Consider the following 25,104-nt stretch of genomic DNA (forward strand, 5'->3'; position numbering starts at 1 on the left):
TTGAATTGTAAACATTGCATTACAGGCGTAACACGTACCCCATGGCCCCCTGTTGTCACATCTGTACCAGCGCTTACGGTCAACAGGACGTCACACGGGGAGATGGTTGCCATGCACAAGGTCCTACGGGTGCTGAGCGGGCTCGCCGTACCAGTCCTGACCGCGGCCGTGATCACCGCCGGCTCACCCGGTTTCGGCGCGTACAAGGTCAAGGACGGTGACACCCTCAGCCACATCGCCGGCCGGTACGGCACGTCGGTCAGGACGCTGGTCGCGCTGAACCAGCTGCCGGGTAACGGCAACGCGATCTATGCCGGCGAGGTCCTGAAGGTCCCCGCCAAGGGCTCGACCACGCGGACGGCGCAGCCGGCCAAGCGCTCCCAGCTCGGCCGGGTGACGTACGTCGTCAAGCGCGGCGACACCGTCTCGAAGATCGCGAAGCGGTTCAAGTGCTCCCAGGCCAACCTGCTCGCCGCGAACGGCCTGCACTCCGGCGACCGCATCTACGCCGGCAAGCCGCTGCAGATCCCGGTGAAGCTGCACCCGAAGAAAGCGAAGACGAAGGCGCGGACCGACAACACTTTCGCCGGCCGCACGTACGCCGACCACATCGTCGCGCAGGCCAACCGCAACCGGGCGATCCTGAAGAAGCGCAAACTGCCGACCCGCACGCAGGTGCGATCACTGATCGTGACGACCTCGAAGCGGTACGGCGTCGACCCGCAGCTCGCGCTCGCGGTCAGCTGGCAGGAGTCCGGCTGGAAGCAGCGGGTCGTCTCCCCCGCGAACGCCGTCGGCGCGATGCAGGTGATCCCCTCGACCGGCAAGTTCGCCTCGAGCATCGTCGGACGCAGGCTCGACCTGCTCAAGCCGCAGGACAACGTCACCGCCGGAGTCGTCCTGCTGAGCCGCCTGACCGGCGCGGCCCGCCTCGACCTCGCGGTCGCCGGCTACTACCAGGGCCTGGGCGGCGTGAAGAAGAACGGTGTGTATCCGGACACCAAGCTGTACGTCCAGAACGTGCTCCGGATCAAGACTCAGCTTGAGCGCGGGTGGGACCCTCTGCGGTGAGCCTGGCCCAGTCACGCTGAGGCGTTATCTACACTCTCTGAGCAGAACGTTTGGAGAGGCGGCTCACCGCAAGTGACGGACGACGTGGACACGCAGGTCAGCGACCGCCTCGTCGGGCGAGTGCTCGACGGCCGGTACCGCGTGGACGCGCGTGTCGCGAAGGGCGGGATGGCGACCGTCTACCGGGCCCTCGACACCCGGCTGGACCGGACCGTCGCGCTCAAGGTGATGCACGACGGTCTCGGTGACGACGCCCAGTTCGCCCGCCGGTTCGTGGCCGAGGCCCGGGCCGCCGCCCGCCTCTCGAACCCGAATGTGGTGGCCGTCTTCGACCAGGGTGACGACAACGGCACCCTGTTCCTGGCGATGGAGTACGTCCCGGGCCGCACGCTGCGTGACGTCATCCGCGAGCAGGCGCCGCTCTCCCCCGCCCGCGCGCTGGACCTGCTCACCCCGGTCCTGTCCGCGCTGTCGGCCGCTCACGACGCCGGCATCGTGCACCGCGACATCAAGCCCGAGAACGTACTGATCTCCGACAAGGGCGCAGTGAAGGTCGCCGACTTCGGCCTGGCCCGTGCCGTCAGCGCCAGCGGCAACACCGCCACGCAGGGCCTCCTGATGGGCACAGTGTCGTACCTGGCGCCCGAGCTGGTCACCGACGGCAGTGCAGACGCCCGCTCGGACGTGTACTCGGCCGGCATCCTCCTGTACGAGCTGCTGACCGGCAACAAGCCCCACTCCGGCGACACGCCCATCCAGGTCGCGTACGCCCACGTCCACGCCGACGTACCCGCACCGTCGCTCGAGGTGCCGACCATCCCGCCGTACGTCGATGCGCTCGTGCAGCGAGCGACTGCACGGGACCGGGATCTGCGGCCGACGGACGCCCGCGTCTTCAGCCGGCAGGTGCACCGGGTGCGCAGCGCGCTCGAGGAAGGGCTGCCCGACGACCCGGAGCTGACCGGCGATCTCACCGTGCCGATCCAGCAGATCCGGCAGGACAGCGGGTACGACGACGGCTACACACGTGGAGAGGTGGAAATTGAGCCGCTCCGCCACGACACCATCGTCGTACCGGTGGATCGTGGCCGCCCGACCGGCGCTCCGGCCAAGCCACCAACCGCGCCACCACATCAGCAGCAGCCGCAGCGCAGGAGCCGCGGCCCGATCGCACTGATTGTGATTCTGGCCGCAGCGATCGCCATCGGCACAGCGGCCTGGTACTACGGCATCCACCGCTACACGACCACGCCCAACCTGGTGAGCATGGCGCCCGCGGCCGCAGCAGCGGAAGCGGAGAAGTCAGGCCTGCACACCAGCCTGGACAACCAGGACTACTCCGAGGACGTGCCCCTGGGTGCGGTCATGGGGACCGACCCCGCAGCAGGCGATCGGATCCGGAAGAACGGTGATATCGGTCTCACTGTTTCGAAGGGCCCGGAGCGCTATCGGGTGCCGCAGCTCGTCGGTCTGCAGCTGGACGCCGCCCAGCAGGCGCTGTCGCCGATCAAGTTGATCACCGGGCAGATCATCGAGCAGTACAGCGAGACGGTGCCGCAGGGCCGGGTGATGGCAATCAGCCCGCGGTTCAACACGGTCGTCAAGCCCGGCACCGCGATCAACTTCGCGGTCAGCAAGGGCAAACGGCCCATCACCGTGCCTGACTGGACCGGCAAGTCCTACCACGACGCGAGCAAGGCGCTCCGCAAGCTCGGCCTCACCGTCGGCCGCACGACGCAGTACGACGAGAAGGTCGCCGAGGGCAACGTGATCAGCCAGACCCCGAACAGCGGCACGTTGTTCGCCAAGGACAAGGTCACGATGGTGGTCTCGCTCGGCCCGCCGCTGGTCGACGTACCGGACGTCAAGCGGAAGAGCACCGCGGACGCGCAGAAGATCCTCACCGACGCGGGCTTCAAGGTCACCGTGCAGAAGGCGCCGTTCAACCTCGGGCTGAACATCGTCGCCGCGCAGAACCCGGGCGCCGGCAAGAAGGCCCAGCCGGGCAGCACGATCATCATCACCGTGCTCTGACGCGCGTTTTGCCTTCTACTGAAGGCTTCTGATGTGATGTGCGGCGTGAACCACCCGCGTATCGCCGTACTCGCCCTGCTCGCGGTCGCGGCGGCGTGGGGGTCGACGTTCTTCCTGACCAAGGACCTGCTCACCAGGATGGACGTCGCCGACTACCTGGCGTTGCGATTCCTGATCGCGTCGGTCGCGCTGGTGCTGATCCATCCGCCGGCGATCTCGAAGTTGAGCCGCCTGGACCGCGGGCGGGCCGTTGCCCTGGGCATCACCTACGGCATCGCGCAGCTCGTGCAGACCGAGGGTCTGCGGCACACGTCGGCGAGCGTCTCCGGCTTCGTCACCGGCATGTACGTCGTCTTCACCCCGCTGCTCGGCGCGGTCATCCTGCGGCACAAGATCGGCCGCTGGGCCTGGTTCGCCGTGATCCTCGCCACGGTCGGCCTCGGCGTACTGTCGCTGCGCGGGCTGAGCCTGGGGACCGGCGAGCTGCTGACGCTGGCGTCTGCAGGCCTCTATGCGCTGCACATCATCGGGCTCGGCGCGTGGTCGACCCCGAAGAACGCGTTCGGGCTGTCGGCGCTGCAGATGATCGTCATCACCTGCGTCTGCGCCATCGGAGCGGTGCCCGGTGGGTTCTCGGTGCCGAGCAACGGCCGCGACTGGGTCAGCGTGGTCTACATGGCGTTGGTCGCGGGTGCGCTCGCGCTGATCGTGCAGACGTGGGCGCAGGCGCACCTCACACCCACGCGGGCCGCGATTGCGATGACAATGGAGCCAGTGTTCGCCTCGACGTTCGCAGTACTGTTCGGCTCCGACAGCCTCACGTGGCGGATGCTGGTGGGCGGAGCGCTGGTGGTGTCGGCGATGTATCTGGTCGAGCTGGCGCCGCGGCGTAAGTTCGAGGCGGAAGTGCAGCACCTGGCTCAGTAGACGGGAGGGGACCATGCGGGAGGGCGGCCGGCACCGGTGGTTCCCGTACGTCGTGATCGCCATCCTGCTCGCGATCCTGGCCGCCGGCACGACCAGCAATCTGATCCGCAACCCGCAACCCCGCCTGGTCGCCGACGGGATCCCCGGCCGATCGGCGACGCACGCCGACTCCACACTCGGCAGCGGGCAGTACGACGACCTCGTCCGGCACGCGCTCGCCGATCTCGACGGGCTCACTCTCCCGAACGGCGCATTGCTGGCCGGCTGGGACGGCCCGTGGCGGTACGTGTGGCCGCGGGACGCGTCGTTCGTCGCGGTCGCCCGTTGCGCAATCGGCCAGTACGACGAAGCACTCAAGGTGCTTTCGTTCCTCGACCGCATCCGCCCTTCGACCGGCAGATGGGAGGCGCGCTACACGGAGTCCGGCGGCAAGGTCGCCGACGGTCGCCCGGCTCAACTGGACGGATCCGGGTGGGTCCTCTGGGCGACCTGGTTCTGCCGCTCCGGTGATCGGTACTGGGATCTCGTCAGCGAATCTGCAGACCAGATCGTTCGTGAGTTGGGTCCGGACGGTCTCCCGGGTCCGTCGTCCGACTACTGGGAGCGGCCCGAGAAGAAGGTGACGCTCGGCACGGTCGCGCCGCTGCTGACCGGACTGCGTTCAGCTGTGCGGATTGCTACTGAGCAAGGGCATCCGGCCGAGGCCGCGCGCTGGCAGTCAGGGCTGGACAAGTTGTCGGCGGCAACAGATCGGGTCTTCGGGCCGGACTATCCGCGCACCCCGGCGGTCGCGACCAGCTTCGTCGAGCCGGGTGTCGAGCCGATCGGTGTCGGCGGCGGCGCGGACGCGATCGTGACCGTGCTCGGTCCGCCGTTCGCCCCGGCCCGCGACGTTGTGTCGACGGCGATCGATCGTGCGCACGCCGTACTCACACAGCCGAACGGCGGGGTGACGCCCGGCGAGTCGTGGCGTGCGGATGGAGTGTCGTGGACGCCTCAGACGGCGTTGTTCGCGTTGAGCGCCGCCGCCCGAGGGGATCGCACGACAGCTGAGACCTTGTTGAAATGGCTCGACCAGCATCGGACCAGCAGCGGCGCGTTACCGGAGAAGGTGAACCGGGATCTGGAGCCGGCCGGCGAGGCACCACTCGCGTGGACCGCGGCGCTGGTGGTGCTCGCCGACACAGCTCTGCAGAACCCGTTGCGGACGCCCTAGCAGATCTCCATCACGTCATGCGTCGGCGCGTCCGGTCGCGTCGTACTCGTCCTGCCTGAGTAGAGGAACGCGGTCGAGGAGATGTCGTCCTGGAGCGGCAGGTAGCGGCCGCCGGAGCGCCAGCCGAGGGCCTGGACGTCGACGCGCAACTTCTCCTTGAAGCGGATCGGGTCCGGCAGGTGGAAGCGGTACATGCCGAAGCGTTGCTGGCTCTGGTACTGCCCGTCCGGGCGGATCACCTGCGGCATACCGAGGTACGGCGTACTGAACTCGGTGTAGCCGCCCAGGTGAGGTACGTCGAAGTTCCACGCGCCGCCGAAGTAGTCCTCGGTCCCTGTGCCGCAGATGGTCGGGAACTCGTCGTCACCGTCCAGGTAGAACTTCACCTCACCCTCACCCCACCAGCCGGTGCTGTTGACGCCCCAGGCCAGGTAGGTGCCGACGTAGTGACCGGGGCCTTCGACACCGTCCAGCAGGGTGTGGACCGTCTTCGACTCGAGCGGATTGCTCCGCCGCCACTGCGCATGCAGGTACGCCGACTTGTCGGATATTGCGCCGAGCCAGTAGTCCACCTGGAAGTACACGACCACCTTCTCGTCGTGCGTGTTCTCCAGCGTGAACGTGGCGTGCTCCTTGAACGGCATCTCCCAGTAGCAGTTGAAACCGCCGTTCGGGTTCACCGCGACCGGGAGCGAGTTCACCTGGGCGAACTTGCCCCAGCCGGAGCAGAAGAAGTCGCCGACCGGAGTCTCGATCGCCGGTGCGGTGTCGCCGTCCCAGAAGCCCCGCAGGACCAGCCTGCGCCAGTGGTCGACGTGCGTGGTGAGCCAGATGTGGGTGACGCAGCCGGAGCCGGCGATGTCGGCCAGCGTCGCGGTCTCGCCCGGCCCGATCTCGATCGACGGCGAGACCTTCCAGCCCTGGCCGAGATCCCGGGCCGCGTGCGCACCGGTCCCCTCGGTCCGCCGCCCACCCTGACCGGGCTCCCCGGTCGGGTTCTCCGCACTGATGGAGCGCGACTCGACCTCGGCGAGCGCACTGATACCGGTGAGATTCCCAAGAGTCATACCCGCGACCCTAGCGGTCGTCGCGGGTCTGAGAAATCGATTGCCCGCGACCTGGACTCAGCAGATCGGCGCATACCGTCGTTTGTACTGGTGTAGGCCGGACATCCGACTGGCCGGCAGCCGAGGAGGCGCGGTGACGTTCGACGAGTGGACCCGGACCGGTCTGCCACCGCTGCTGCGGTTCGCGACCGTGCTGTGCGGTACGCCGTACCTGGCCGAGGACGTCGTACAGGACGTCGCGATCAAGGCCCAGCGCAAGTGGGACCGAATCGGCGGCCTGGACCACCCGGACGCGTACCTGCGCCGGATGGTGGTCAACGAATACCTGTCCTGGCGCCGGAAGTGGTCCCGGTACGTGCCGAGCGACGAGGTCGAGACAGGCAGCAGCCCAGACCACGCCGAACGCACAGCCGACCGCGACCAACTGGTCGGCGAGTTGGCCAAGCTCCCACGGCGGCAACGGGCAGTCCTCGTACTGCGGTACTACGGCGGCCTGACCGACAACGAGATCGCCGAAACCATGGACTGCTCGCCGGGCACCGTGCGCGCCCACGCGTCACGTGCCCTGGCGACCCTGCGCATTCAGTTCACCAGCATGGCGGAGGAAAAGCATCATGCGTACTGAGGAAGACCTGCGAGACGCCTTCGACCGCCTGGCCGACACAGCGCCGCGCCCCGACGAGATCCGGCAAGTACTCGAGCGCGGCGGCCGGCGTGCCGCACGTCGCCGTACTGCGCTCATCGTCGTCACAGCGGCGGCCACTGCGACCGCAGCTGTCGCGGCTGTCCTCACGCCGCGTTTGTTCGTGTCAGGCGACGGCTCGGCGGATCAGGAAACCAGGAGCTCGGCCTGGGCCAGGTGGGTCGGACTGAGCCTGCCGAAGGACATCTATGCGACCACCCAGGTCTATGGCCCGAACCGGCAGGACTCTGAGTTGCAGGTGGTGAACGGGACACCGTGGCCGACGTTCTGCCAGCTCCAGGTGCATCGCAACGGCGATTTCGATCCGGGCCGGATCCCGCCGGGCAGCCCGACGGTCACACTCGGCGGACACCAGGTCCGGATCGTGGCGTCGACCAGGACGGCGCCGTTCCCGCCCGGACCGCAGGGCTATCGGTTCCCGCTCTTCGGCGACATGCTGAAGTCTCTGGTCTGGCAGCCGGCCGAAGGGTTGTGGGCGCTGCTCACCTGCGAGTCGCAGCGCCGGCTCGGCACGGTGAAGATCCCGACGATCGACGGCCCGTTCGATCCCGACGTCAGGGTGGCGTCGGCCATCGCCCGGTCGCTGTCGGGTCGGCAGGAGCTCGGCTCGCCGTTCGTCGCGAACGGACTGCCCGACGGTCTGTCTGCACGGCGGATCACCTATTCGCCGGCGAAGGGGAACGTCGAGGGGTCCGGTGAGGATTTCACCGTGATGTTCAGCGACGGCAATCCGGGCACGGGCTATCGCAAGCCGCCGTCGAACTGCTCGACGGCCTTCAAGAGCCCTCCGCCGAAGGTCTGTCCCGAAGGCAACCTGGCCTACCAACCGCAGGTCGGCGACGACATCGAGATCCGGTACTCCACCGGCAAGTTCTGGAACAGCATGAGCCGGTACGCGAAGCCGGTCGCGATCATCCACGGGATGAACGCGTACTACGCCTACGCCACCGGACTGGCGACATCGGAGACCAAGAACGCGGTGCCGGTCCACGACGCCGTACGACTCGAGGGGAACGGAGTCGCGATCACGATCCGCAGCCTGGCCCCGAACCCGTCGCTCGACGAACTCCGCGGCATCGCCGAGAACCTACGGCTGACCAACTCCCCCAACAACCCAGCCAGCTGGTTCGACGCGGCAACGTCGATTCCCTGAGCGACTATATGCCTGATGGGTTATATTGAAGGTATGGACGATCGGCGCGGGACGGTGTTCGGGACTGAGGACGGGCGCGTGGCGATCAGGTTCGTACGGTTGTTGCCGCATCCGCCGGAGAAGGTGTGGCGGGCGATCACGGATCCTGGGCAGTTGGCCGCTTGGTTCCCGGCTGTGGTCGAGCTGGACGTGCCGGTCGGGAGCTCGTTGTTCTTCGGAGTGACTGAGGAGCAGCGGCGGCGGTACGGGATGAGCGAGGGCTCGACGGGCCGGATGTTGCGGAACGAGCCGCCGTCCGTGCTCGAGTACGAATGGGCCGGTGAGATCCTCACGTGGGAGATCACCGGCACGCCGGAAGGCAGTCGCCTGGTCTTCACGAACGTGCTGTCCGATGCTTCGGCTGCGGGTCCTGCTGCGGCTGGCTGGGAAGCGGGACTGGAGGTCGTCGAGGCTCAGCTCGATGGGCGGCCGGTGACATGGAATCCGTTGGATCGGGCCGAGGAGTTGGCCGCCGAGGGCTAGGTCAGCAGGGGCGGACCTTGGCGGTGAGGCCGGTGAACGAGACGCAGGCCCAGGGGCGGCCCTGGTCGCGCTTGGCGCGGACGATGACCGGGTACGCGTCGGCGCCGTGCACCTGCGGGCTCTTCTCGGTCGGGAAGGAGCCGATGGCGCCACCGCGCGCCTCGGCTGCCGTCTTCACGTTCGCGACGGTGACGCTACTGCTGGAGGCCTTCTCGGCCGCGTTCTTGGCGTCGGTCGCGACCTGCAGGGCGAATTTGATCTCCGGCGGCTTCGACCACGTCGTCTGCGACCAGGGGATGATCAGCCCGAACATCGCCAGCCCGATCGCCGTGATGATCTGCCGGAGCCGGCGGCTCTGATCGCTCAGCAGCAGCGCCGCGCAGCAGATCGCGAGGAAGACCGTGAGCCCGCGCAGGATCCAGTGCCGGTCGAGCCGACTGTCCACCGCGAGCCCGGCCGCGACGGCCAACACCACGCAGAGCACGGCCGCACCGAGCGCCCGCGCCCGTGGAGACAGAGATTGCATGCCGCAGACGATAGACGCTCACCGTTCGACGCTCCGCAACCACTCACCCGCGACGGTCCGGGCCCAACTGAATCCGTCGTCGAAGGCCCGGTGAGACCTCCACCATGTCAGAAGGTGGTGGTGAGGTCTTGGGTCTGGCCGGTGGCGGCCGCGCGGTAGGCGGACTCGATGATGTCGATGACGTGGCGGGCGTGTTCGGCAGTGACGATCGAGGGCGTGCCGTCGCGGACCCAGTCGACGAGCTGCATGACGTCCTCGTAGACGTGCTGCTCCTCGATATCGCGGTGCGCACCGACAACATGCGGAAGCAGCGCCTGGTTGCCCGGACCGCGGGGCGCGAGCTCGGCCGGGTTGCGGTTGGGGAAGTCGAACGGTTCGCCGTTGAGCAGCAGGCCGTCGATCGTCCCTCCGGTCCCGTAGTACGCACCGCCGAAGCCGCCGCGGATCGGTCCCGCCGCGGTGCCGGTCGCAACGCAGTACACGTTATCGCCGAAGTCGATCAGCACGATGGTGTTGTCGTCGGCATCGGTCTGTACGTCGACGCCGCCGCTGCTGCGGACGGGGATCCGTACGCCGGACATCGCCGTCACGCGCTTTGCCGTACCGAGGATGCCGGTGACTGTGTGCAGGGCGTAGACGGTCATGTCGTACATCGGTCCGCCGCCAGGTTTGCGGAAGTACCACGACGGGTCGATGTTGCTCAGTACGTCGTTGCCGCCGCGGACGGACTCGTTCTCGTGGTAGGTGCCGAACGACGCGCCGCAGCTGACCCACGACAACGTGCCGATCGCGCCTTCGGCGATGAGCTCGCGGGTCCTGATGTGATGCGGACGCAGCATCTCCCCCGGCGAGGCAACAATCCGCAGATCGTTGGCGGCGGCAAGCTCGATCAACTCGGTGGCCTCGGCAACGGTCAGCGTCATCGTCTTGTTGAAGTGAACGTGCTTCCCCGCCTGCAACGCGAGCTTCCCCTGCTCGTAGTGCAACCCGATCGGCGAAGCAATCGTCACCGCATCCACATCACCCCGAGCCAACAGCTCTTCGTACTCCGTGAACCCCCGCTCCACCCCAAACTTCTCCGCCGCAGCCTCCGCCCGCCCAACCACCGGATCACACACGGCAGCCAACGTCACCCGCCCCACCAAATCCGCCTGCGCCAAATGCGGCAAAATCCCCCGCACCGATATACTCCCCGCCCCCACCACACCCATCCGCACCGAGTCAGCCATGGAATAAATCGTCCCACGCGGTGCTACGCGCGGCTCCTTCGTCGCCGTGCTACGCGCCGCACCCACCCACCCCCGGGCTTATCGCCCGGAGCATCCCTTCCGCCTACCGTCGAACCAGCGAGCTCCCGCCGCGGCAACCCTCTCGCGCTACCGACACCTGTGCTCGACCAGGCGAATCGTCGTATCACCTCGCCAACGCCTGCGCCTCGTACGACCTGCACAGATCGAGTGACACGCAACAGCATGCCTACCTCCCGCGCCGCCGTCCGATAGTTTCTGGCGCATGAGCGATGTCGAGCATGTTGTTCTCATCCACGGCACCTGGGGTCGCGGCAGCCACTTCCACGAGGCCCGCGCCGCCTTCGAGGACCGTGGGTTCACCATCCACACGCCGACCCTCCGACACCATGAACTCCCCCTGCTCGAAGGCTCACCCCACATCGCCACCCTCAGCCTCACCGACTACGCCGACGACCTGGTCGAGCTCTGCGAGTCCCTCGACTCCCCACCCCTCATCCTCGGTCACTCCCTCGGCGGCCTCCTGGCCCAGCTAGTCGCAGCGAGGACCAACCACGCCGGCCTCATCGCCGTCTGCCCAGCCCCGGCCGCCGGCATCTTCGCCATGTACCCGTCCATGAGCCGCCTCTTCCTGAGCCACTACCTCCAGCCCCGCCCGTGGGCCAAACCGCTCTACCCCACCTGGGAGAAGTTCCACGTAGGCGGCCGGATCACCCAAACAGAGGAAGACTCCCGCGCCCTCTTCGCCGACCTCGTCACCGAATCAGGCCGCGCGTACTGCGAAATGGCGTTCCCCCAACTAGACCGCCGCAAAGCATCCCGCGTCGACTACGCCGCGATCACCGGCCCCGTCCTCATTTTCGGCGGCGCCCAGGACCGCACCGTCGCGCCGGCGGTCTGCCGCACCACCGCATCGAAGCACCAGAACGCCACCTACCAGGAGCTCACCGACGCCGACCACATGATCCTCTTCGGCGAGATCCTGAAGACGACGATGTCCCACATCGACACCTGGCTCGCCGCGAACAACCTGACCGCCAAGGCCTAAAGCGGATCGGACACCGAGAGCGGCGGCCCGCCGAACTCGATCCAGTTGGCATGCCCGATCGCCGCCAACTCCTCCGGATCCACCGGTCGCGACATCTTGTCGGTCTGCTCGAAGAACCGCTCGACCCCCGACGGCGTGGTGATGATCAGCAGCCGTCCCACGGTTTCGCCGACGTTCTGGAAGGCGTGCGGCACCCCACGCGGCCCGAACGCCATCCCGCCGGTCGTGGCCCGCAGCATCTCGTCGCCCGCCTTGAACCGGAAGTCGCCGTCGAGGACGTACCACACCTCGTCCTCGCGCAAATGAGTGTGCGCCGCGGGGCCGTCGTACGGATGGACCTCCAACTCCATCACCGTCAGCGAACCGTTGGTCTGCGACGTATCCGCCATGATGACGATCGACCCCTTGGTCGGCGTCGCCAGCCTCACTGCGTCGTCGGCCCGCGCAGCAAAGGGCTTGCTAGATGCAGACATGTCGCCTCCCCCGCTCCTGAATCCCAGTAGGCCACTCCTCGGCGACCTGGGCAAGAAGCTGTGGGTCAGCTCAGCACGAGATGCCCAGCGCAGTAAATCGATCCGCGAGATCGTCGACCCACTCTGCCGCGGTCCGGTGATCCGGCAGCGGTACGCCGGCTTCGCTGCGCCAGAGCGCATCGCCCAACGCCGTACGCAGATGCCACGCCATCACCCGCTCGACCGACAGCTCCCGCCCGGTGATCCGCGCATAGTGACGCATGGTGGCCGTCAGCAACTCAACGCCGGGACCCATGCCAGGGCCGGGGAACGTCCGCAGGTCGTACTCCGCATCAGCGAGCCCCGCGGTCTCGAAATCCACAACGGCACGGAGCTTCCCGCCGTCCCACACCTGGTTCCCGCCGTGCAGGTCGCCGTGCACCAGGACCTGCGGACCCGGCGTCCGCAGTACGTCGGCCGCCCAGTCGCACCACCTGATGACCTCAGCACGCTGATCCGCCCGAGCCCACTTCCCGAACTGCTCGCGCAAGACGGCTGTCGTTGCCGGCTGCAACGACGCATCCGGAACCTCAGGCAGTCGCTCCACCGCTTCATGCAACTCCGCCATGAACTGGGCGAGCTGTCGACCAGCCTCGTCCCGGTCAACTGAATCCACAATCTCGAACAACGACTCACCCGGCGCCAATGCAGTCACCAACAACAACGGATCGGTGCTACTGGCAACCACCTCCGGCAGATACGACACCGCCGGCTCCCGTCCCAACGCATCCAGTACGTCGATCTCATGCGCGAGCCGCAACGCCGCAGGCTCCGACCACGCGAACTTGACGACGTACCGCTCACCCACAACCGCACTAGCCGACCACCACGTGGGATCGCCACCCACCGATTCCCGAACCAGAACCGGCAAGTCGCCAAGCCCAACCTCCCCCAACGCCTCGGCAACCGCCCCCGCAGACCCGTCCTCCAGCCATCTCATCCCACCGAGGCTAGCCGCCAAGCAATACTGAAGCTGGTCGATTCCTCTGGAGGTGCTCGATGACCGAGCCCAACGCCGATGCCCGACTGCCCGGCATGACAGTCCAGCACACATTCCTACTCGAGGAACTCCTCGCTCAGCTGATCGGAACCCTCGACATCGACCCCGCCACAAACTGCCTCGTCGTCCGCGTCCAGGTCAGTCGCCTCGATGACAAGCTCGGCATCGTCCCCGCCGAACATCTGGTCGACGTCGCCTGGCCCCTGGGCTCAACCATCGCAATCCGCGACAACAAACCCGCCCTCCTCGACGCAACAGGCCAAACCATCGCCCACGTAGGCGACGAGGTGTCCGTAGGCGGAGGCTCGGTCCCTACAACCACCGCCAACGTCGTCCCCTGCACAGGCCAAGACCACGTATTCGTAGGCCACCACCCACGCCGCCTCTAGCCGCCGTTCACGCCGCACCACCCTTCGCCAGCGGCACTTGTCGGCGGTGCGCCTTCAGGAAGGTCCAGCGCTCCAGAACAGGCCCGGGGCGCCGTCCGGCCAGGCTGCGATGCAGACCTTGTTCCCCGCGCGATCGGCGAGGATCCATGCGCCCGGCGCGCTGGAATCGTCGACGATCCGACCACCAGCAGCCAGAGCAGCTGCCAACCGCTCTTCAGCCTGCTCGCGAGCAACCGACACATCGACATGCATCGCGTGCCGCAACGTCTTCCGGGGATCCAGATCCTGCATCCAGAAAGTCGACCCATGACCAAGCGGGTCAACCCCGTTGTCGTCGGCCAACGCGTCGTACCCAAGCACCGCCCGCCAGAACCCGACATCAATCGCATCAGGCTGGGCCGCAACAGCAAACGACACCTCCTGCACCAAGCTCCGATCGGCCGTCACACCATGCGCTCGAGCCACCGCCGACACCGCCCGAGCCACCTCAACATGCCGCTCCTCCAACCGAAACACCCCACGCGTCAACCGCACACTGAGCTGCCCATCGGCCAGCGTCAGCAACGCGCCCTCCATCCCGGGCACCTCCGCCACCGCCTCAGCCAACCGAGCCCCCTCAACCAACGACGCCACCCGAAACACCGCCATCGCCCCACCGTGCAGAACCACCCAGTCGCCCCCACCCTCCGCAGCAAGAAACCCCTGCCACCCCTGCTCACTCAAGGCAAACTCCCAACGTCTCTAGGGCGTAATGGTCATCCCTAACGGCACCGACACCATGAGGCCCTCATCGGTCTGCAACGACACAACCAGACTCCACTCCCCCGGCGGAACCGCATACCCCAGTTCAGGAACCACCGAAGCCGTCCCAATCAGCACAGGCACAAGCCGGCTCCCACGAGCCTCAACCGGAAACTCCACCCGCGGCAACGGTTGCGGCCCGACGAACATGCCGACGACCCTGCCCGAGCTGTCTGTCACCCTCGACCCCAGCTCGCCCATCGTGAGCAGCACCTGCTCATGGTCCGTCCGATTCGTCACCAGTGCGTCCTTGCGCGGCGACCGCCCGGTCCGAACCGACAACGGAGTCGCAGCACGTACGTCGAGCCCCGCACGCTCAGCGGGTGCTCCGCGCACTGGCGCGAGTACTCGTTCACCCACAGCTGCTTGGCCGGAAACGTCATGGCCCCAACCCGCAGCTCCACAACATCGCCGTACTTAGCCTTCAGCTCGGCAGCAATGTCCGTCGCCCACGCCGCCAAGTCGATACGAATCGGCCGCTCACGCCGCTCACTGTCCGGGTCCGGCAGCACGACGAGCGCCTCCGGCGCCTCCCCGAGCAACCGCCGCAGATCCACCCGCAGACCCTCCCATCCCGCCATATCCCGACGATACGAGCCCCTGACTGGTACGCGAGCACGATGGCGATGACGCGAAGTCAGGACAGCGGCGAGCCGGAGGTCGGGTCGAGTAGCAGTTCCTCGACGTTGAGGATGTTGCTGACGTCGAAGCCCTGCATGTCCGCCGCGAACTCAGGGCTCGCCATGTACGCCGCGGTGACGTCGGCGGGCTCGGCACCATCGGCGTACGCGATGAGGGCGATCAGCCGATGCGCGCCGGCGTTGTGGTCGGTCCAGATGCCGTGCGTTGTAACGCCGAACTCACGCAGGCTCGGGATGTGCCGCGGCCAGTGCACGGTCGCGTATTCTCGGAGCGCTTCGGCCGTGCGCAGCGTGTAAATCCTGAGCTGGTACACGATCGTCAAAATCCTCTCGGTATGGCCCGCGACGGTCGGTTCAGCTGATGAGGCTGATGCCGAGGGCGAGGACGGCCACGCCTTGCAGGACGGCTCTCGGGACGATGATGCGATCCCAGTCCCGTTGCAGGGTGCGAGCGTTCGCGGGAGTTTCGTGGGCGTCCGCGGCCGCGGTGAGTCTGCGGTTGATGGGCGCGCTGATCCGGAGGTAAAGCAGCACCCACATCACCAGCAAGAGAAACGCCAGTCCCGCGGCCGCTGATCCGGCAGGACGGCCGACCGCCGCAGCGAGCACGGATGCGGTCGCGGCGGCGATGACCCCGACGATTCCGGGAACAGGCATTCGCCGGTCGCCAAACCGGTGCACATTGCCCATCACCGCGGTGAGGGTGCGGTCATCGACTCGCGCGAGCGCCGACCGTTGGACCAGCGCGCAGAAGGCATCGGTGCCGTACACAATCCCCGTACTGACGATCGCCAAGAGCGCGGCGAACTGCGAGAGCAACGTCATGCCTAGGCCTCCGGACCGCCAAGCGACGGCAGCGCCCCGATCTGCTGGAACATCTGCATCAGGTTCAGCTCGTCCCAGTGCTCGACGAACATGCCGTCCTCGACGCGCCAGATGTCGATGCTGCGCATCTCAACGGGTTTGCCGCTGGCCGGGATGCCCAGGAAGTCCCCAGTGTTGGTACCCCGGTAGACGAAGCGACCCACAACCCGATCACCGGAGACGATCAGGTCCTCCATCGTGACCTCCACGTCGGGCAGCCCAACGAAGAAGGCAGTCCAGAACTGCCGATTGGCCTCGCGCCCATCACTGACAAAGTCGTTGTGGTTGACGTACTCCTCAGCAACGAACCGGTCCACCAGGTCCGGGTTGTGAGTGTTCAGCATCTCGACGTACAGGTCGGCGAGCTGTCGTTCAGGTGCAGTCATTTCGGTGTCCTCAAAGTGGTTAGCACTGCTAGCCCTAGCAACGCTAGCTCTCTGAGGTGGTCCAGTCAATAGCATCGCTAGAATATCTAGCGATGCTAGGGAGATAACGTGCCGTATGGCCGACGTCAAAGACCTTCCCAGGTTGCTGAGAGCCATCGCGGCAGGCGATCGTCGGGCCGTGACGGCATCGCTCGACGCAGCACCGACGTTGGTGACGGCGCGCTTGGCACGCCGCGACGAGTTCTTCATCGACCAGTGCCACGCCCAGCTCTACGAAGGCGACACCGCCCTGCACGCCGCGGCCTTCGCGTACGACGTCGACCTCGCCCGAGACCTGATCGCGCGCGGCGCCGACATCAACGCCCGAAACCGCCGCGGCGCCCAACCGTTGCACGCGGCAACCATCGGCGCACCAGGCTCAACCAACTGGAACCCGCCGGCTCAGCAAGCCGTCATCGCGTACCTCATCGAAGCCGGCGCCGACCCGAACGCAGTCGCGCTAGGCGGCGTCACTCCCCTACACCGAGCCGTCCGCAACCGCTGCTCAGCCGCCGTAGACCAACTCCTCCGCTCCGGCGCCAACCCCCACCTCGCCAACAACCACGGCTCCACCCCGGCGGACCTAGCCCACCTCACAACAGGCCGCGGCGGAACCGGCTCGGCCGAAGCAAAAGCCGAACAACAGCTCATCATCACCCTCCTCAACAAAGCCAAGCTCTGACCGCAGCATCGGGGAATTCAAACGGCCGCCCATACCCTCCGCAGCGTCCGCGAAACGGTCTATCCGCGATAGCGCATGGGTACATGAAAGTTACTTCCGCCCGCTCGCCAGAAGGAGCAATCATGTTCGCCATCATCGCCGCCGTCATCTTCGGCCTGGCCCTCATCCTGGACTGGGCCAACGCCCGCGTCAGCGACGCCTTCACCCCCCAAACCCTGCTGATGGCCGGCCTCCTCTGCATCGCCCTCCACCTAGCCGGCATCGGCGCCGGCCGCTGGGGCCGCCGCCGCTGACCCGCAACAGCCAGAGGATCGACGGCCGCCATACAGCCATTGGCCGCACCCACGACAGGTGCAACGCGCTGAGTCCGGAGAAGGAGACAGATCCGAACCGGCCGTCGATCAGCTGACACACAGGACGGTCTAATCAAGCGACATGGGTTAGCCGCCTGTGACCTTCGGCTGTCTGACGGCGTCGCCAGTATGGCCAAGCAACGTAGCCATCAGACCCGCGGCACAGTTCCGGATCCACTGATCAGGGCCAGGGTCGTCGCGCATCCCGCCAACGTCCAGGCCCGCACCTCCACCTTTCAACTCGCGACGACACCGATCATGGCAACCGACCGCCCCTGCCCTGTCGGCTAACTACCCTCCAGCACCAATCGGCACGCTCGGCGCATGACTCGGTCCAGGTCGTCTACGACCCGCATGAGCTCGGTCTGCGGCTTACCATGCAGGTCGAGCAAGGGTGCAGGCTCTACGTCACCGTGTACTTCAGAGTTCCGGCGCCGGTACGCCGCTCGCATGAAACGGTTCACGTCTCCCGGACCGACCTGAAGGACAGAATCACCGCCGAGCAATTGTTCCGCTCCATCAGCGATCACCGCGGACTGCTGATGGGTCGTGATGCCGAAATGATGTATGAACAAGGCTTCGGCACAGATGATCAAGTCGATAAGGCGATCCTCCGCTTGCGTCCGGGTGCCTGCGTAGTTCAACCGACGCAACGCCACCTGCAGTGGACCCGGCAGCGGCTGCGCCAGAAAGTCGAATACGTGCCGCAGCTCGGCGATGTCGTTCGCGAGCAGGACGACAGGACGTTCGGGATCGAGCGTACCGAGTGGTGTCAGATGCGCCTCCGCACTCCCACTCGCCTCCACTTCGTCCAGGTGCAGCATCCGCAGCCGCCGCGTGGCGGCCGTTGAACCGCCGCACACCACGCGCAGCGCAGTGATCAACCTCGCGGCCGGCTCCTCGATCGCCTGAACGACCACGGGCGCGGTCTGCTTCGGCAGATCCCGCTCGGCGACAAACGGGTGATCGTGCTCAAACGTCAACCCGACCTGGTTGAAGCGGGAAACGGTCACACTGGTCGGAGTGTCGAGTCGCTCGACCGGGATGCCGATCACGCGCAAAGCAGCACCGATCTCGGCATCACTCAACTCTCGAAGGATCAGCCCGGGAGCCAGCTCGACAACAACACCCTGGGCAAGCACCACACCGTTGACCGGCACAAAGTCCACCCATTTCACGCGGGCAGCGAACAGCGCAGGCTCCAGCTCTTTGTACAAGTCGTCGAACTTGTCGCCGTCGAACTCGTACGCCTCTGTCAGCAAGATCAGCGGATCCAGCAAACGCTCCATGAGCACGTCGTCCAACGCGCGTCTGGTGCGCGAGAACTCCGTACCGACGAGTGTGTCGAAGCGCGCGGACAGCTCTGGGTCAGACCGAACAGCCGCCCGCAGTGCGCGCATCGACGGAAGCTCCTCGAGCCACCCAGTACGAATGGTCTCCACCGGCCGCCGCCACACCCTGCGCCGCCCGATCGCAAAACTCTCCTGCCCACACCGAACCCAGCTCCGCAGATCGAATTCCTCCGCGATCACAGGCTCTGCGTGCCGCTCCGCCAACCCACCCAGCGCACCCCGCAGAACCTCCGCGATCAGATCCCGCAGATCCCGACGTCGAACCATTGCCATGCCCCCCTCACTCAAAGTGCAACTACCGGTCACGCGCGTCTTAGGGTACGGCTGGCAACTGTGATCACGACCAACTCAGAAGTGTCCGCTGATCTCCAAGCCTGCAGGCCCTCGTCTATCCGTTCGTCGAGGTCTACCGATCACCGAGCCGCCGCCCGACGAGGGTCGCGCTCATCCGACGGATGACTTGTCATGGCGACTCGCCAAAGCCGAGCAGTTTGACCGTGGCCGAAGAGAGCAAGGACGAGGCAGGTGATCACAGCTCCCGCAAAATAGAACGCCGCCGTGATCGAACCTGCTGGTCGAGCGAGTTGGACTGAGCTACCGACGGCTCCGAGAGCCGTGACGACTGCAGCACCGGCGATGTCGAACCTCAGTCGCCATCGATATGCAACGATCGTGTCTGCTAGCTCGGCCGTGTAAGCGCTGACCTGGAAGTAGTGCCGTGCGCGCAGAATAGCGGCCATGGCCAGTAGGCCAAATATCGAAATCAGCAAGAACCAACTGGTGATGATTGCCCGCTCGGAATTCAGATCAACGATCTGCGACACCAGTACTCCGAACAGGAGCACTTCGACGACGGCCATCAACAGAGGGACGGCAAGATCGAGCAGCGTCGGCACACGCGCCGGCAGACCAATGGCGCCGGTCATTGTGCCGGCGTAGGCAACGGCCACGGCCAGAAGGCTGGACAGCCATAACATCCAGTTGAGCAGCACTCCGTTGCTCAGGTTTTGCGATGCAGCCACGAGACTCGCGGCAGCCAATCCAGCAACCCCCAGCGCCACGCTGATCACCGTCACATGGAGACCGAGATAGTGAGTCGTCAGGTACGTTCCGTAGCGTCCAGCCAGCTCCTCTCGCGTAACTTGGCTATGCCCAACAATGGGAGTCTCGCTGTCGGATGCAATCGATGCACCGCCCTCGGGTGTCGTCACCGCCGCGCTAGAGTTCGGTATGGCGGACGTCGGATGGCAGCTCCACATCGCCAAAATCGAGATCGTCAGCGTCATCAGATGGACGACGATCAGAATCGCATAAAGAAATCCGTCTGTCGGAACGACGTTCGCCTGCATCGGCGTCATCGCCACGATGCCGGCAACCGACAACACGGCCGCGCCAAGCACGATGAATCCAACTACTTTGGGAACCCACATCGGAATCGCTGCGGGCGGCTTCCTGAAGCGAAACAGCATTACGCTGGAGATTATGAGGCCAATCAGGGTCAGTGTCAGGCCGAACCCATATGGACGGCTTGGCGCGAGCTGTGCGAACTCGTGACAGGCCGTGTTGGTGGCATAGAAGCCACAGGTCACGTGATAGATGTCCAGAACCGCGGTGTCAACCAAGACAAGGGCAACCAAGGGGCCAACCACGCCGACGATCACTCGCACTGCGGCGAGCATGGCGTCTAGATGGGCGTACGGTGTGGCTGCCAAGCCGATCGCGTAGAACATACTGAGGATAGCAAGGCTGAACGACGGCCCGTCGATGACGACGGCCGAGAATGAGGACCCTGAGTCGTTCTGTCCTCCGGCCAGGATCCCGTACAGAACCGAACTGATGATGAGTGCGGTCATGGTGCTGAACAGAACCACCGATACAGATCTCAGCGTGTAATTCGCCGCGACGCCACCCTGACCGTCTGCGGAGCTCGCACCACTCCTCAGAAAACCGAGAAGTGCAGTGAAGGCGAAACCCGCAAGAACGCCTGCGATCTGCGAGTACATCTGCGCAGTACCGGTGATATTGACAAACGGTTCGTAAACCAGCACGTAATGCCTCCCCGTCGCGACTTGACAACGTCACCGACGCCCCCGTTACCCAATCCTGCGTCGCACCATAGCGACCCCGATAACAGTCCGCAACGGTTCGCAACCCAATGCAGCCGAGGGTCTTATCAACAGTTCGGTAACGTCGCCAACGCATCACGTAGCTACATGACGGAGCCGACTGTGCAGCTCGCGGGCTCTGCGATTGCACCCCGCGGTGCGAGTCGAGGTCGGATGCATCATGCCGATCACTGCATAGCTGGAACTACGCCACCATGGCCAGGGAAGCAAGCAGGACGAACCCGCCCGGCGCGGTCGGTCCGGATGCCAGATGTGATCCGAGGACAGCAAGCGGATCGCTCTTGAACTCTATTTCGTGCTGAGACGTCCCTCCGCGAACCTCACCGGACTCGAAAGGGAGGTCCGAGGGAGATGCGCACGGAAAGTCGACGGATGGCGCCAGCGCATAGACTGTCCGACCGGCCCGCCTGCTCATCTCTTTGCGCACCTGATCAGCGCGGGAGGTTGTCAGCGATGAGAACCAATGTGCGCCGTCATTCTTGAGGATCTCTTGCCAGCAAGGGATTTCGCGCAACAGTGAGAGGTGGCCGTGACGCGCAGGCGGAGATCAGCGGCTAAGGGTTCAACCGAAGGATCCGAGTCGACCTCGAGGGCGTTTGTTAAGGCGCATGCCCGGGCGTGACCCACAAGACGCTGATCGCATGACCATCCGCAGTGGTTCTAGCGCGATCAGCACCGTCGATTCGGATGTGGGGTGTCCGAAGATCCGGTCGGCGCAGTCTGATCGAGCGGAGCACGGCCGAGTAGTCGCACGCGGGCGGTAGCACGCCACGTCCGGCGATAGCCGGAAAGGATGCACCGGCGATAAGCCGGGGGGTGGGTGGGTGCGTGTGGAGCAGGTGCGCTGAGGAGCGGAGCGACGAAGGAAGCGCCTGCGGGAGCACGCGGGGGCCTTTACACACCCCACCAGCTCTCAGCACGCGGGGCTCTCCCCCCAACCAGCTGTTAGAACGGGAGTTTGGGTTGGGGTGGGGCGTGGGTGGGGTCTACGCCGTCGAAGAGGCTGCTTACTGATTCGCCGTCGTGGATTCGTTTGATGGCTTCGGCGAAGAGGCCGGCTACCGAGGTGATCTGTAGTTCGGGGAAGCCGTCGGGGCGGGGGACGGTGTCGGTGCTGATGACTTCGGTGATGGAGGGGTGGGAGCGGAGGCGTTCTACGGCGGGGCCGGCGAAGAGGCCGTGGGTGCAGGCGACGGCGGCTTGGGTGCAGCCCAGGTCTTTGAGGCGGTCGAGGAGTTCGATGATCGAGCCGCCGGTGGCGATCTCGTCGTCGAGGATGATGGCTCGCTTGCCGCCTACGTCGCCGACGATCGCGTCGATGACGACCCGGTCGTCGGCCAGGCGCTGCTTGCTGCCGGCGGCGACGGGGGTGCCGAGCAGGCGGGCGAACTGGGTCGCGGTTTTCGCGTTGCCCAGGTCGGGGCTGACGACGACGGTGTCGCTCAGGTCGCGGCCGCGGAAGTGGTCGGCGAGTACGCCGATCGCGGTCAGGTGGTCGACCGGTACGGAGAAGAAGCCGTGGACCTGCGGCGCGTGCAACGCCATCGTCAGCACGCGATTCGCGCCGGCGGTGGTCAGCATGTCCGCGACCAGGCGGCCGCCGATCGAGATGCGGGACGCGTCCTTCTTGTCGGAGCGCGCGTACGCGTAGTGCGGGATGACTGCGGTGATCTGCTGCGCCGACGCCCCGCGGGCGGCGTCGATCATCAGCAGCAGCTCCATCAGGTGCTCCTGCGTCGGCGGCACCAGTGGTTGCACGATGTAGACGTCGCGTTGCCGGCAGTTCGCCTGGAGTTGGACCTGCAGGCAGTCGTTGCTGAAACGATGGATCTCGACCGGTGAAAGCGGTACGCCGAGATCCCTACAGATCTGCTCCGCCAACACGGTGTGGGCACTTCCGCTGAACACGACGATCTCTCGCACGGCTCTCCCCGAAACGCTGCAACCCAGACGACGTCAGCCTACCTGGCGCATCCGCCCCGAGATCGCCGAGGGCGCAGGGCAGCGACGGCATCGAGCGGAAAGCTCAACAATCAGCCGACGATGCGGGCCAGGACCTCCGCCGCCGCCCGGCAATCTTCAGCGGATGCGTCGAGGTGCGTGACGACCCGGAGCTGCGTCGCGCCGACACCACCGACGAGTACGCCGGCCTCCTTCGCAGCAGCGACAACCTCCGCGACCGTGCGACCGGTGGCGGCCAGGTCGGCGACCACGATGTTCGTCTCGACCTGGTCCGGCTTCACCGAGCCCGGCGCAGCATCCGCGAGTACGTCGGCGATCGCCCGCGCGTTGGCATGGTCCTCGGCGAGCCGCTCGACGTTGTGCGCGACGGCGTACAGTCCCGCAGCGGCCAGTACGCCGGCCTGCCGCCAGCCGCCGCCGAGGCGCTTGCGCCAGACCCGGGCCTCGCGAATCAGCTCCGTAGAGCCGACCAATACGGAGCCGACGGGAGCCCCCAACCCCTTGGACAGGCAGACGCTGGCGGCCGCAGCCCGCGACGCATACGCAGCAACCGGCACCCCAGACGCCACGGACGCGTTCCACAGCCGGGCGCCGTCCAGGTGCAGCGGGAGGTCGCGGGCGTCGAGTTCGTCGGCGAGAGCGTCGTACCCGTGCTGGATCGCGCCGCCGCCGAAGTTGTGCGTGTTCTCGACCGAGACCGCCGACGTCCGGACGAAGTACGGACCGAGGTCGGCGGCGATCAACGCGCGGATCTGGTCGAGGTCGATCTGACCACCCGGCGCGCTCCAGGTGCGGGTGGTGACGCCGCTGACGGCCGCGTGACCGCCGAGCTCCGCGCGGACGATGTGCGCGCTCGCCTCGCACAGCACCTCGCCGCCACGCGGCACCAACGCCCGTACGCCGAGCATGTTCGCGAGCGAGCCCGTCACCGTGAACAGGCCGGCCTCGTGCCCGAGCATGCCCGCGACCTGCTCCTCGAGCGCGTTGACAGTCGGATCCTCGCCGTACACGTCGTCGCCCACAGGAGCCGACGTCATCGCGGCCAGCATCTCCGCCGACGGACGGGTCACGGTGTCGGAGCGAAGGTCAATCATGCCTTCGCGCCCCGCAGCCGCTCGGCGACCAGGAACGCCAGCTCCAGCGACTGGTGCCGGTTCAACCGCGGGTCGCAGGCCGTCTCGTACCGGTTCACGAGGTCCTCCGCGACCAGCTCCTCACCGCCGCCGAGACACTCGGTGACGTCGTCGCCGGTGAGCTCCATGTGTACCCCGCCCGGCCAGGTCCCGACCTGCTCGTGCGCGTCGAAGAAGCCCTGGACCTCGTCCATCACGTCGTCGAAGTTGCGGGTCTTGTACCCGTTCGGCGTCTCGTACGTGTTGCCGTGCATCGGGTCGCTTACCCACGCGATCGGCGAGCCGTGATCGCGGACCGCCTCCAGCAGCGGCGGCAGCGCCGAGCGGATCTTGCCCGCACCCATCCGGGTGATGAACGTGAGCCGCCCCTCGATCCCCTTCGGGTTCAGCTTGTCGATCAGCGCCCGGATGTACTCCGGAGTCGTGGTCGGCCCGATCTTCACGCCGAGCGGGTTCGACAGCGACGCGAGGAACTCGACGTGCGCGCCGTCCAGCTGACGTGTCCGCTCCCCCACCCAGAGCAGGTGACCGGACACGTCGTACGGCTGCTCGGTCCGCGAGTCGATCCGGGTCAGCGCGTGCTCGTACTCGAGGATCAGCGCCTCGTGCGACGCGTAGAAGTCGACCGTCCGGAACTCGTCCGACGTCGCACCGCAGGCCCGCATGAAGGCGAGGGCGCGCTCGATCTCGGATGCGAGCTGCTCGTAGCGCCGGCCGACCGGGGACGACTTCACGAAGTCCGTGTTCCAGGCATGCACCTGGTGCAGGTCGGCGTACCCACCCGTGGTGAACGCGCGAGTCAGGTTCAGCGTCGCGGCGGCCGCGTTGTAGACACCGCGCAGCCGGTTAGGGTCCGGGATCCGCGACTCAGGCGTGAAGTCGAAGCCGTTGACGGCGTCACCGCGGTACGACGGAAGCGTCACGCCGTCCCGCGTCTCCTCACCGGACGAACGCGGCTTCGCGTACTGCCCGGCGATCCGGCCGATCTTCACCACCGGCACACTCGCGGCGTACTGCAGGACGACCGACATCTGCAGGAGCACCCGGAGCTTGGCCCGGATGTTCTCCGCGGTCACGCCGGCGAACGTCTCCGCGCAGTCGCCACCCTGCAGGATGAACGCCTCGCCGCGGGCCACCGCGCCGATCTTCGTGGTCAGGTCGTCGCACTCACCGGCGAACACCAGCGGCGGCAGGGTCCGGAGTTCGGAGATCACCTGGTCGAGCACGGCCTCGTCCGGCCACTCGGGCTGCTGCAGCGGCTTCAGCCCCCGCAGCTCGTCCAGACTCGGAACCCCCGGCACTCCACCGGCCGTCAACGTCGCAAATTGCATGAGGCCAACTCTAGGCCAG

Annotated in this window: 26 protein-coding genes; 11 read left to right on the forward strand and 15 right to left on the reverse strand. The window is 66.4% G+C overall.

The window, feature by feature from the left end; all coding sequences use genetic code 11:
* Positions 1–111: 111 nt before the first annotated feature.
* The 4 genes from ACFWUU_RS00995 (at position 112) to ACFWUU_RS01010 (ending at position 5,248) form a co-directional block, all read left to right on the forward strand.
* Positions 112–1,071 carry a LysM peptidoglycan-binding domain-containing protein gene (locus tag ACFWUU_RS00995; protein WP_380171593.1) on the forward strand — a complete coding sequence of 320 codons (960 nt, stop codon included), beginning with the start codon at positions 112–114 and terminating at the stop codon, positions 1,069–1,071.
* A 72-nt stretch (positions 1,072–1,143) separates the two neighbouring features.
* Complete coding sequence (gene pknB / locus ACFWUU_RS01000) at positions 1,144–3,105, forward strand: Stk1 family PASTA domain-containing Ser/Thr kinase (RefSeq protein WP_380171596.1); 1,962 nt, start codon at positions 1,144–1,146, stop codon at positions 3,103–3,105.
* Between the two features lie 36 nt (positions 3,106–3,141).
* Complete coding sequence (locus ACFWUU_RS01005) at positions 3,142–4,032, forward strand: DMT family transporter (protein WP_137254502.1); 891 nt, start codon at positions 3,142–3,144, stop codon at positions 4,030–4,032.
* Between the two features lie 13 nt (positions 4,033–4,045).
* Positions 4,046–5,248, forward strand: coding sequence for a glucoamylase (locus tag ACFWUU_RS01010; RefSeq protein WP_380171598.1), 1,203 nt, complete (start codon positions 4,046–4,048; stop codon positions 5,246–5,248).
* Here ACFWUU_RS01010 and ACFWUU_RS01015 read toward each other — a convergent pair.
* Positions 5,245–6,315 carry a glycoside hydrolase family 172 protein gene (locus tag ACFWUU_RS01015; RefSeq protein WP_380171600.1) on the reverse strand — a complete coding sequence of 357 codons (1,071 nt, stop codon included), beginning with the start codon at positions 6,313–6,315 and terminating at the stop codon, positions 5,245–5,247. The genes ACFWUU_RS01010 and ACFWUU_RS01015 overlap by 4 nt on opposite strands.
* 133 nt (positions 6,316–6,448) lie before the next feature.
* Here ACFWUU_RS01015 and ACFWUU_RS01020 point away from each other — a divergent pair, with 133 nt between their 5' ends.
* The 3 genes from ACFWUU_RS01020 to ACFWUU_RS01030 are packed head-to-tail and all read left to right on the forward strand — an operon-like array spanning position 6,449 to position 8,693.
* Positions 6,449–6,940: a SigE family RNA polymerase sigma factor gene (locus ACFWUU_RS01020; RefSeq protein ID WP_170989736.1), complete on the forward strand. Its 492-nt coding sequence runs from the start codon at positions 6,449–6,451 to the stop codon at positions 6,938–6,940.
* On the forward strand, positions 6,930–8,171 hold the full coding sequence (locus ACFWUU_RS01025) for a hypothetical protein (RefSeq protein WP_380171602.1): 1,242 nt from the start codon (positions 6,930–6,932) through the stop codon (positions 8,169–8,171). Before ACFWUU_RS01020 ends, ACFWUU_RS01025 begins: the two co-directional genes overlap by 11 nt.
* A gap of 33 nt (positions 8,172–8,204) precedes the next feature.
* Complete coding sequence (locus tag ACFWUU_RS01030) at positions 8,205–8,693, forward strand: SRPBCC domain-containing protein (protein WP_380171604.1); 489 nt, start codon at positions 8,205–8,207, stop codon at positions 8,691–8,693.
* 1 nt (position 8,694) lies between these two features.
* Here ACFWUU_RS01030 and ACFWUU_RS01035 read toward each other — a convergent pair whose 3' ends face one another.
* Both ACFWUU_RS01035 and ACFWUU_RS01040 read right to left on the reverse strand, forming a co-directional pair.
* Positions 8,695–9,219, reverse strand: coding sequence for a hypothetical protein (locus ACFWUU_RS01035; protein ID WP_380171606.1), 525 nt, complete (start codon positions 9,217–9,219; stop codon positions 8,695–8,697).
* Between the two features lie 107 nt (positions 9,220–9,326).
* Positions 9,327–10,448 carry a Gfo/Idh/MocA family protein gene (locus ACFWUU_RS01040; protein WP_380171608.1) on the reverse strand — a complete coding sequence of 374 codons (1,122 nt, stop codon included), beginning with the start codon at positions 10,446–10,448 and terminating at the stop codon, positions 9,327–9,329.
* Positions 10,449–10,731: 283 nt separating this feature from the next.
* Here ACFWUU_RS01040 and ACFWUU_RS01045 point away from each other — a divergent pair, with 283 nt between their 5' ends.
* Positions 10,732–11,514, forward strand: a complete 783-nt coding sequence (locus ACFWUU_RS01045; protein WP_380171610.1) for an alpha/beta hydrolase — start codon at positions 10,732–10,734, stop codon at positions 11,512–11,514.
* Here the strand turns inward: ACFWUU_RS01045 and ACFWUU_RS01050 are convergent.
* Together ACFWUU_RS01050 and ACFWUU_RS01055 are read right to left on the reverse strand one after the other, a co-directional pair.
* Complete coding sequence (locus ACFWUU_RS01050; protein WP_380171612.1) at positions 11,511–11,987, reverse strand: cupin domain-containing protein; 477 nt, start codon at positions 11,985–11,987, stop codon at positions 11,511–11,513. The two genes, ACFWUU_RS01045 and ACFWUU_RS01050, sit on opposite strands and share 4 nt — an antisense overlap.
* A 70-nt stretch (positions 11,988–12,057) precedes the next feature.
* The gene (locus ACFWUU_RS01055; RefSeq protein ID WP_380171613.1) at positions 12,058–12,966 is read right to left on the reverse strand and encodes a phosphotransferase family protein; all 909 of its coding nucleotides are present in this window, start codon (positions 12,964–12,966) and stop codon (positions 12,058–12,060) included.
* 59 nt (positions 12,967–13,025) lie between these two features.
* Here ACFWUU_RS01055 and ACFWUU_RS01060 point away from each other — a divergent pair, with 59 nt between their 5' ends.
* Positions 13,026–13,415, forward strand: coding sequence for a hypothetical protein (locus ACFWUU_RS01060; RefSeq protein ID WP_380171615.1), 390 nt, complete (start codon positions 13,026–13,028; stop codon positions 13,413–13,415).
* A 54-nt stretch (positions 13,416–13,469) separates the two neighbouring features.
* On the opposite strand, the gene ACFWUU_RS01065 is transcribed toward ACFWUU_RS01060, so the two are convergent.
* The 5 genes from ACFWUU_RS01065 to ACFWUU_RS01085 all read right to left on the reverse strand — a co-directional run bounded on the left by ACFWUU_RS01065 (position 13,470) and on the right by ACFWUU_RS01085 (position 16,107).
* A complete protein-coding gene (locus tag ACFWUU_RS01065) occupies positions 13,470–14,138 on the reverse strand; it encodes a VOC family protein (protein WP_380171617.1) in 669 nt (222 codons plus the stop codon).
* 314 nt (positions 14,139–14,452) lie between these two features.
* Complete coding sequence (locus tag ACFWUU_RS01070; protein WP_380171619.1) at positions 14,453–14,797, reverse strand: hypothetical protein; 345 nt, start codon at positions 14,795–14,797, stop codon at positions 14,453–14,455.
* 56 nt (positions 14,798–14,853) lie between these two features.
* Positions 14,854–15,171: an NIPSNAP family protein gene (locus tag ACFWUU_RS01075; RefSeq protein WP_380171621.1), complete on the reverse strand. Its 318-nt coding sequence runs from the start codon at positions 15,169–15,171 to the stop codon at positions 14,854–14,856.
* Positions 15,172–15,211: 40 nt separating this feature from the next.
* A complete protein-coding gene (locus tag ACFWUU_RS01080) occupies positions 15,212–15,682 on the reverse strand; it encodes a hypothetical protein (RefSeq protein ID WP_380171623.1) in 471 nt (156 codons plus the stop codon).
* Positions 15,683–15,684: 2 nt separating this feature from the next.
* Entirely contained in the window at positions 15,685–16,107 is a 423-nt protein-coding gene (locus ACFWUU_RS01085; protein ID WP_380171625.1) for an ester cyclase, read from the reverse strand.
* Between the two features lie 178 nt (positions 16,108–16,285).
* Between ACFWUU_RS01085 and ACFWUU_RS01090 the strand changes: the two genes are divergently transcribed.
* Entirely contained in the window at positions 16,286–16,828 is a 543-nt protein-coding gene (locus ACFWUU_RS01090; RefSeq protein ID WP_380171627.1) for an ankyrin repeat domain-containing protein, read from the forward strand.
* Between the two features lie 122 nt (positions 16,829–16,950).
* Complete coding sequence (locus tag ACFWUU_RS01095) at positions 16,951–17,121, forward strand: hypothetical protein (RefSeq protein WP_170989734.1); 171 nt, start codon at positions 16,951–16,953, stop codon at positions 17,119–17,121.
* Positions 17,122–17,468: 347 nt separating this feature from the next.
* Here ACFWUU_RS01095 and ACFWUU_RS01100 read toward each other — a convergent pair whose 3' ends face one another.
* The 5 genes from ACFWUU_RS01100 to ACFWUU_RS01120 form a co-directional block, all read right to left on the reverse strand.
* Positions 17,469–18,581 carry a hypothetical protein gene (locus tag ACFWUU_RS01100; RefSeq protein ID WP_380171629.1) on the reverse strand — a complete coding sequence of 371 codons (1,113 nt, stop codon included), beginning with the start codon at positions 18,579–18,581 and terminating at the stop codon, positions 17,469–17,471.
* Positions 18,582–18,946: 365 nt separating this feature from the next.
* The gene (locus ACFWUU_RS01105; RefSeq protein WP_380171630.1) at positions 18,947–20,581 is read right to left on the reverse strand and encodes a hypothetical protein; all 1,635 of its coding nucleotides are present in this window, start codon (positions 20,579–20,581) and stop codon (positions 18,947–18,949) included.
* Between the two features lie 1,023 nt (positions 20,582–21,604).
* Positions 21,605–22,582, reverse strand: a complete 978-nt coding sequence (locus ACFWUU_RS01110) for a ribose-phosphate diphosphokinase (protein WP_380171632.1) — start codon at positions 22,580–22,582, stop codon at positions 21,605–21,607.
* 110 nt (positions 22,583–22,692) lie between these two features.
* Positions 22,693–23,715 carry a threonine aldolase family protein gene (locus ACFWUU_RS01115; protein WP_380171634.1) on the reverse strand — a complete coding sequence of 341 codons (1,023 nt, stop codon included), beginning with the start codon at positions 23,713–23,715 and terminating at the stop codon, positions 22,693–22,695.
* Complete coding sequence (locus ACFWUU_RS01120; RefSeq protein ID WP_233714707.1) at positions 23,712–25,085, reverse strand: class II 3-deoxy-7-phosphoheptulonate synthase; 1,374 nt, start codon at positions 25,083–25,085, stop codon at positions 23,712–23,714. The genes ACFWUU_RS01115 and ACFWUU_RS01120 overlap by 4 nt, the downstream gene beginning before the upstream one ends.
* Between the last annotated feature and the right edge of the window lie 19 nt (positions 25,086–25,104).

The organism is Kribbella sp. NPDC058693 (assembly GCF_042715335.1).
Taxonomy (GTDB): Bacteria; Actinomycetota; Actinomycetes; order Propionibacteriales; family Kribbellaceae; genus Kribbella; species Kribbella jiaozuonensis.